The 1,578-nt window shown below is 74.0% G+C and carries 1 protein-coding gene; it reads left to right on the top strand.

Annotated features, from left to right (window positions below):
* A partial coding sequence (locus ACWD3D_RS36815; RefSeq protein ID WP_451464987.1) for a polyketide synthase dehydratase domain-containing protein occupies nt 1-1,578 on the top strand: 1,578 nt, incomplete at both ends.

Below are 1,578 nucleotides of genomic sequence, written 5' to 3'. Positions count from 1 at the left end.
GGGAGCGGCTGGAGATCCCGGCGGGCAGCGGCGAGCCGGGCAGCCTGCCGGGCTCGGACCTGATCGCCTTCGGCCCGCGCTGGGACAACATCGAGCGGATCTGGCGGAGCGGCGCGGACGAGCTGCTGCTCGACTGCCGGCTCCCGTCGCGGTTCACGGACGACTTGGGCCGCTACGGGATCCACCCGGCCCTGCTGGACACCGCGGCCGGCGCGCTGGTGTCCGGCGTCAGCGACCGCGTGCACCTGCCGATGTCCTACGAGCGGATCACCGTGCACGCCCCGATGCCGGACCGGATCGTCAGCCGGATCACCCACCGGGAGTCCGGCGAGAGCGGCTCGCTGCTCTTCGACGTACGGGTCCAGGACGGGTCCGGGCAGCCGGTCCTCGACATCCTCGGCTACTCGCTGCGCGAGGTGGACCCCGACCGGGTCGCGGCGGACCTCGGCGCCGGCGCGGACGCGGAACCCGCCGAGGCGGCCAACCGCGGCCTCGTCTCCACCGAGGCGGGCGACCTGAGCGCCCTGCGCCTGGTGCCCGTCGAGCGGCCGGAGCCCACAGCCGGCGAGATCGAGGTCGAGGTCAGGGCGACGGGCCTGAACTTCAAGGAGGTCCTGATCGCCGCGGGAGCCTTGGACGCCCCAGGCCCTGAGCACCGCTTCGGCCTGGAGTGCGCCGGCGTCGTGACCGCCGTCGGCGAGGGCGTGACCCGCTTCCGGGTCGGCGACGCGGTGATGGCGATCGGCGCGTCCTGCTTCTCCGACTACGTCGTGGTCCGCGACGCGCTCGCCTGCCGCATCCCGGCCGGGATGACCTTCAGCCAGGCCGCCTCCATTCCGGTCGCGTTCACCACCGCCTACGACTGCCTGGTCAACGTCGGCGCGCTGGCGCGCGGCGAGCGGGTCCTGGTGCACGCGGCGGCCGGCGGGGTGGGCCTGGCGGCCCTGCAGATCGCCGCCCACCGCGGCGCCGAGGTGTTCGCCACGGCCGGCAACGAGACCAAGCGGGACGTGGTGAAGGGCCTGGGTGCCACCCTGGTGATGGACTCCCGCTCGCTGGACTTCGAGGCTGAGACGCTGGCCGCGGGCGGTGTCGACGTGGTGCTCAACTCGCTGGCCGGGGAGTTCATCCCCGCGGGCGTGCGCACACTGCGCACCCGGGGCCGGTTCGTCGAGATCGGCCGCCGCGACATCCTCGCCCACACCCCGCTGGACCTCGGACTGTTCGCCTCGGGGCGCACCTTCAGCGCGTACAACCCGGAGATCGACGGGGACGCGTGGGAGCGGGCCTGGCGCTCGGTGGTCGAGCTGCTCCAGCAGGGGGTGATCACTCCGCTGCCGGTGCGGACCTTCGGGGCGGACGAGGCCGACGAGGCGTTCTCGTTCATGTCCCGCGCCCACCACATCGGCAAGGTCGTGGTGATCCGGGCGGGCGGCAACGAGCAGGTGACCGGCCGCGGCGCCGAGGCCGGCGAAGCGGCGGGCGCCGCGCTCGTGGTCGAGGCGGAGACCGTACCTCCGGTGGAACTGGCCGAGTGGATCGCCGGCCACGCCGACGTCGTCTCCTACAAGGACGCCC

The organism is Streptomyces sp. NPDC002690 (genome assembly GCF_053592415.1).
Note: the sequence above shows the minus strand (reverse complement) of the source record. Positions and strands in the feature narration are given on the sequence as shown.